Genomic DNA, 5,868 nt, shown 5'->3' with positions numbered 1-5,868 from the left:
CCGACGACACCGAGATCGCCGAGCAGGCCCGAGTGGTCGTCGCGGACGTCGCCGAGCAAGTGGCGCACTCGCACGGCGGCGACATCACGCTGATCGGCGTCGAGCGCGGCGTCGTCACCGTCAGCCTCACGGGCGCGTGCGACGGCTGCCCCGCGGCGGCGATGACGCTGCACCGGCGCATCGAGGACGAGCTGCGCGCGCGGGTCGGCGGGGTGCGCGAGGTGCGTGCCCACACCGTGAAGAAGCGCTCGGGCGGACTGGAGCGAGGCGGGCGTGCGCTCCTACAGTGGGCGCATGAGCGACGTCGCTGAAGAAACCCGTCACCGCATCGAGACCGCCGGTCGCGCGGCGCGCGCCGCGTCGAAACGCCTCGCGCTGCTCTCGCGCGCCGAGAAGGATACCGCGCTGCTGACGCTCGCCGACGCCGTCGAGGCCGCGTCCGCGACGATCGTCGCGGCGAACGAGGAGGACCTGGCGCGGGGCGCTGCGGGCGGCATGAGCGAGAGCCTGCAGGATCGGCTGCGGATGACGCCCGAACGCGTCACCCAGGTCGCGCAGGCGCTGCGCGACGTCGCGGCGCTGCCCGACCCCGTCGGCGAGGTGACGCGCGGCAACACTCTCGCCAACGGCTTGCAGATCAAGCAGGTGCGCGTGCCGATGGGGGTCGTCGGCATGATCTACGAGGCGCGCCCCAACGTCACCGTCGACGCAGCGGGGCTCGGATTGAAGAGCGGCAACGCGATGATCCTGCGCGGCGGCTCGGCCGCGGCGGCGACGAACGCCGCGATCGTCGAGGCACTGCGCGCCTCGTACGAACAGCAGGGACTCCCCGCCGATGCGGTGCAGTTGCTCGACGGCGGCCACGACGACGTGACGGCGCTCATCACCGCGCGCGGTCTCGTCGATCTCGTCATCCCGCGCGGTGGGGCCGCGCTCATCGAGGCGGTCGTCACCGGTTCGAGCGTGCCGGTCATCGAGACGGGCACGGGCAACGTCCATGTCTACGTCGATCGCGCGGCGGATCTCGACATGGCGCTCGACATCACCGTGAACTCCAAGACGCACCGGCCGAGCGTGTGCAACGCGGCCGAGAGTCTGCTCGTGCACGCCGACGTCGCCGAGACGTTTCTGCCCCGCGTGCTCACCGAGCTCGCCCAGCGCGGTGTCGTCCTGCACGCCGACGAACGCGCCGCTGCCCTCGCCGGTGGCGTCGCGACCCAGCCCGTCACGGATGAGGCGTGGGGCACCGAGTTCCACGGCCTCGAGATGTCGGTCGGTGTCGTGGACAGCCTCGAGGGGGCGATCGCCCACATCGATGGCTACTCGACGCATCACACCGACTGCATCGTCACCGAGGACCGCGCGGCAGCGCGCACGTTCGCCGCGCAGGTCGACTCGGCCGTCGTCATGATCAACGCCTCGACGCGTTTCACCGACGGCGGCGAGTTCGGCTTCGGCGCCGAGATCGGCATCTCGACGCAGAAGCTGCACGCACGCGGCCCGATGGCGCTCGCGGAGCTGACGACGACGAAGTGGATCGTCGACGGCGACGGCCAGATCCGCTGACGTCACTCGCGCCGCATCCTGACGACGGTCCCGACGTTTCGGGGTGACGCTCGGCGCCTGAAGCGCGTTCGTCGCGGCCCGGCGCCCACCGCCCGGCGCCCGGAGCGTCATGACGCCTGGGCGAGCACCTCGAACCCGGGTTCGGCGACGGGGTGTGTTCCGTCTGCGCGGGAACCACTCTGTGTCTCGACGCCGGAGCGAGCATCATCGCCCGTGCCCTGGCCCCCGGCCTCGAACGAGTCGTAGGCGACGTAGTGGGTCGGGCGTGCCTGGGCCGTTTGGAACAGGCGGCCCACGTACTCGCCGAGCACGCCGAGGCACAGCAGCTGCAGCGCGCCGAAGCCGCTGACGACGACGATCGTGGACGCCCATCCGGTGATCGAGTGACCCGTCAGCTTCGAGACGACGGCGAATGCGGCCACCGCGAAGGCGAGGACGAAGCCGGCGAGACCGAACCACGTCGCGAGGCGCAGCGGAGCGCTGGAGACGCCCGTCACGGAGTCGAGCGTCAGCCTGAGCATCTTGCTCAACGGGTACTTCGACTCGCCGGCGGCCCGCTCGTCGCGGCGGTAGCCGACGTCGGCCGACGGAAAGCCCAGGGCCGGCACGACGAGGCGCAGCACCCGGTTGGTCTCCGGCAGCGCGAGGACGGCGTCGACGGTCGTGCGCGACATGAGTCGGAAGTCGCCGGCGTTCATTGCCCCACGCGCGCCGAGGCGATGCATGAGTGCGTAGAACGCCTCGGCGGTGACGCGCTTGAAGGCGGTGTCGGTGCTGCGGTCGGTGCGCACGCCGTAGACGACGTCGACGTGTTCTCGCTCGGCCACCTCGAGCATCTGGGCGATCACCTCGGGTGGATCCTGCAGATCGGCGTCGATCGTCACCATCCAGCGTCCCCGGGCTCGGGCGAGGCCCGCGCTGATCGCCGCCTGGTGCCCCGAGTTCGCGCGCAGCTGGATGAGACGCACCTGCGGCCACGTCCGACGCATCGCGTGCAGGAGCGACGCGGTCGCGTCGCGGGATCCGTCGTCGACGCACACGACCTCGTACGGCACCTCGAGCCCGTCGAGGACGGGGCGCAGGCGTTCGGCGAACAGGGGCAGGACCTCTTGCTCGTCGTACATCGGGACGACGACGGACAGGTGGGGTGCGCCGTTGGGGAGGGTGTCGAGGCTGGGGTGGGAGGTCATGGCTACCTTCTCGGCGGATCGGCTCGTGCGCGGTGGCACCGTGTCGATCGAGACGTTAGGAAGGGTCGCTGTCATCGGGCTGTGCTGAGGCAGTATCCTTGCTTTCATGACGTCGTTCGTTTCGCTTGTCGCCGCTGTGGATGTTCCGGAGCTCGAGGAGAACCACATCGCCATGCCGCCGTGGGCCTTTGGTCTGATGGCCCTGTGCATCTTCGGCCTGTTGTTCGCGCTGCTGTGGGCCTTCCGCAACACCGCGGCCCGCTACGGTGCCCCCAAGGGCCACGGCCCCGCCGGTGTGCGAGGTGGGGGTCAGAACCAGGGTGTGAACCACTGACATCACGAATCGGGGTCATGGGCGGCACGTTCGACCCCATTCACCACGGTCACCTCGTCGCGGCGAGTGAGGTTCAAAGCCTCCTCGACCTCGACGAGGTGATCTTCGTGCCCACGGGTCAGCCGTGGCAGAAGGCCGGACGAGATGTCGCGCCGGCCGAGCACCGTTATCTCATGACGGTCATCGCGACGGCGTCTAACCCGCGCTTCAGCGTGAGCCGCGTCGACGTCGACCGTCAGGGCCCGACGTATACGCGCGACACGTTGACGGACCTCAAGCGGCTGCGTCCCGATTCGGAGTTGTTCTTCATCACAGGGGCCGACGCGCTCGCGCAGATCCTGTCGTGGAAGGGCGTCGACGAGCTGTGGGAGCTGGCGCACTTCATCGGCGTCACGCGCCCCGGGCACGAGCTCAGTGACGCGGGGCTGCCGCACGATCGCGTCACCCTGCTCGAGATCCCGGCCATGGCGATCAGCTCGACCGACTGCCGTGACCGGGTGCGTGCGAGCAAACCCGTGTGGTACCTCGTGCCCGACGGCGTCGTGCAGTACATCCACAAGTACCAGCTTTATGGGCCCCGAGCGGGCTCCCTCCAGGAGGACTGAGTGTCCGCAACAGACCGTTCCCTCGAGCTGACGCGAGCTGCCGCCCAGGCCGCCGCGGACAAGCTCGCCACGTCGATCACCGCGATCGACGTGAGTGATCAGCTCGCCATCACCGACACGTTCGTGATCGCCTCCGCGGAGAGCGAGCGTCAGGTCAACGCCATCGTCGACGCCGTCGAGGAGGCGCTGCTGCCGCTCGGCGCGAAGCCTCAGCGACGTGAGGGCCGCGCCTCCGGGCGTTGGGTGCTCATCGACTTCGGTGACATCGTCCTGCAGGCCTTCCACGAGGAGGACCGCGAGTTCTACGACCTCGAGCGCCTGTGGCAGGACTGCCCCGTCATCGAACTCGAGCTCGACGAGCCCGCCGACGCGTGACGCCGACGTCCCCCGAGAATGACCCGCTGCGGCGGGTCATTCTCTTGCGTCATGGGCGCACGGCGTGGAACGAGCAGGGGCGCTGGCAGGGCCGCCTGGACGTGCCGATCGACGACGTGGGGCTCCGCCAGGCCGAGCGTGCCGCGGCGCTGCTCGTGCGCGACGGTTCGATCACGCGCCTCGTGACGTCGCCGGCGCGGCGCGCGGCGCAGACCACGTCCGTGCTCAAGGGTGCATTCGACCTGGCCGGTCGGCCGCTCGTGCGCACCGACGACGCTCGGCTCGTCGAGATCGACATGGGCGCGTGGGCCGGTCTGACGCACGCGGAGGTCGCGGCGCGCTGGCCCGACGCGTCGGCCGCGATCGCGCGTGGCGACGACCTCCGGCGCGGTGACGACGGCGAGACGCTCGCCGAGGCGACGGCACGCGTCGAGGCGGGCGTGCGTGATGCCGTGTCGTCGGCAACCCCGGGGGAGAGTGTGCTCGTCGTGACGCACGGCGCCGTCATCCGCGGGGTGGCGGGTGCGTTGGCGGGGCTGACGCCGCAGACCGTGCGCACGTCGTTCCGGAGCATCGACAACTGCCACTGGGTGACGCTCGTCGAGCGTCGCGATGGTGGTTGGGCCATCGAACGCTGGAACGCGGGGGAATGAGCCTGCGGGCTCGTGGGCTCTGTGGTGCGGCCGCGTCTTGCCGTGTCGGCGGATCGGCATTCATGTCTCGGTTTCCGGGCTTGGTGCTCGCGGCGGAGTGGGGGTGGGGCAACCTCGTGAAGGGGCCGTCGGCGCCGCGTCAGGCGTGACATGATCAGGGCGGATCGCACGCGGACGAGGAGAGAGGCTCAAGTGAGCGAGCACGGCAGCAGCACGTCGATGGAGCGATGGTTGGGGATCGAGGGTGGTTCTCGACCGATGGGGCGCCCGGAGTGGCTTCGCGTTCTCGCGGCTCTCGCGCTCGGGTTGGTGGCCTTCGTCGCCGTCATTCTCGTGGCGCGGTCCCTCCTTCCTGACAGCGTCCTCGACGACGCGTTCGGGGCGTGGTTGCCGCCCATCCTCGGTGGTGTCGGGATGGGCTTGGCCTCACCGGCGATCAACCGTCTCGTGGGTGTGCCCGTGGCGGGCCGTGCGGACGAGGCCCGTCGCGGGGACGAGTTGCGGCGATGAGTCGGCACGCGGGGCGCGAGCGCAAGCGGATGTCGCCGCGCACGTTCGGGCGGCTCATGAACTTCTACCCGCCGCTGGTGGGCATGGGATTGCGGGTGAAGTCGTTCTCGGACGACTGGAGCGAAGCGCGCGTCGAACTCAAGCTCAATCGGATGAATCGCAACCAGAACGGCACGGCGTTCGGTGGGTCGATCAACGCGATGACGGATGCGTTCTTCCCGTTGCTGCTCATGCATCAGTTGGGTCCGGAGTATCTCGTGTGGGATCAGGCGTGTGAGATCGAGTTCCGTTCGCCGGGCACATCGACGGTGTACGGCGTGTACGAGATGCCCAAGGACGTCGTCGAGGAGATCCGTGCGCAGGCCGCTGACGGGTCGAAGGTGTTGCGCTGGTTCGAGTGTGATCTGACGTTGGTTGACGGCACGGTCGTCGCGCATGCGAGGCGTCTCGTGTACGTGCGGAAGAAGCGTCCGAAGGCGGCGTGACCGTTCGCGGGTCGAGGTTCGCGGCGTGCATGCGGGTGATTTGCTTCGTGGGTGACCGGCCGGTTAAAGTACACGGGTTGCTCACGAGGTGAGTGCGGGGCTATGGCGCAGTTGGTAGCGCGCTTCCATGGCATGGAAGAGGTCTGGGGT

Annotated in this window: 9 protein-coding genes; 8 read left to right on the top strand and 1 reads right to left on the bottom strand. The window is 69.5% G+C overall.

Translation table 11 applies throughout. The features are described 5' to 3' along the window. Together AX669_RS11620 and AX669_RS11615 are read left to right on the top strand one after the other, a co-directional pair. The coding region (locus AX669_RS11620) for a NifU family protein (protein WP_197418911.1) at positions 1–311 on the top strand (311 nt) is incomplete at its 5' end. Next, on the top strand, positions 295–1,566 hold the full coding sequence (locus tag AX669_RS11615; RefSeq protein WP_040014386.1) for a glutamate-5-semialdehyde dehydrogenase: 1,272 nt from the start codon (positions 295–297) through the stop codon (positions 1,564–1,566). The genes AX669_RS11620 and AX669_RS11615, both read left to right, overlap by 17 nt. A 107-nt stretch (positions 1,567–1,673) precedes the next feature. Here the strand turns inward: AX669_RS11615 and AX669_RS11610 are convergent, their stop codons facing one another. Continuing rightward, on the bottom strand, positions 1,674–2,756 hold the full coding sequence (locus AX669_RS11610; RefSeq protein ID WP_062258562.1) for a glycosyltransferase family 2 protein: 1,083 nt from the start codon (positions 2,754–2,756) through the stop codon (positions 1,674–1,676). Between the two features lie 106 nt (positions 2,757–2,862). Here AX669_RS11610 and AX669_RS11605 point away from each other — a divergent pair, with 106 nt between their 5' ends. The 6 genes from AX669_RS11605 (at position 2,863) to AX669_RS11580 (ending at position 5,718) form a co-directional block, all read left to right on the top strand. After that, on the top strand, positions 2,863–3,090 hold the full coding sequence (locus AX669_RS11605; RefSeq protein ID WP_006944208.1) for a hypothetical protein: 228 nt from the start codon (positions 2,863–2,865) through the stop codon (positions 3,088–3,090). Between the two features lie 17 nt (positions 3,091–3,107). Continuing rightward, positions 3,108–3,695 carry a nicotinate-nucleotide adenylyltransferase gene (gene nadD, locus AX669_RS11600; protein ID WP_006944269.1) on the top strand — a complete coding sequence of 196 codons (588 nt, stop codon included), beginning with the start codon at positions 3,108–3,110 and terminating at the stop codon, positions 3,693–3,695. Then, positions 3,696–4,070 carry a ribosome silencing factor gene (gene rsfS / locus AX669_RS11595; protein WP_006944260.1) on the top strand — a complete coding sequence of 125 codons (375 nt, stop codon included), beginning with the start codon at positions 3,696–3,698 and terminating at the stop codon, positions 4,068–4,070. Further along, positions 4,067–4,723, top strand: a complete 657-nt coding sequence (locus tag AX669_RS11590; protein WP_197418910.1) for a histidine phosphatase family protein — start codon at positions 4,067–4,069, stop codon at positions 4,721–4,723. The genes rsfS and AX669_RS11590 overlap by 4 nt, the downstream gene beginning before the upstream one ends. Before the next feature lie 192 nt (positions 4,724–4,915). Beyond that, positions 4,916–5,233, top strand: coding sequence for a hypothetical protein (locus AX669_RS11585; protein ID WP_156445007.1), 318 nt, complete (start codon positions 4,916–4,918; stop codon positions 5,231–5,233). Then, the gene (locus AX669_RS11580; protein WP_062258555.1) at positions 5,230–5,718 is read left to right on the top strand and encodes a DUF4442 domain-containing protein; all 489 of its coding nucleotides are present in this window, start codon (positions 5,230–5,232) and stop codon (positions 5,716–5,718) included. Before AX669_RS11585 ends, AX669_RS11580 begins: the two co-directional genes overlap by 4 nt. Positions 5,719–5,868: the final 150 nt, after the last annotated feature.

It is taken from the genome of Dermacoccus sp. CCH2-D9 (assembly GCF_001556795.1).
Taxonomy (GTDB): Bacteria; Actinomycetota; Actinomycetes; order Actinomycetales; family Dermatophilaceae; genus Dermacoccus; species Dermacoccus nishinomiyaensis.
The sequence above is the reverse complement of the archived record's forward strand: the minus strand, read 5'-3'. Positions and strand labels throughout refer to the sequence as shown.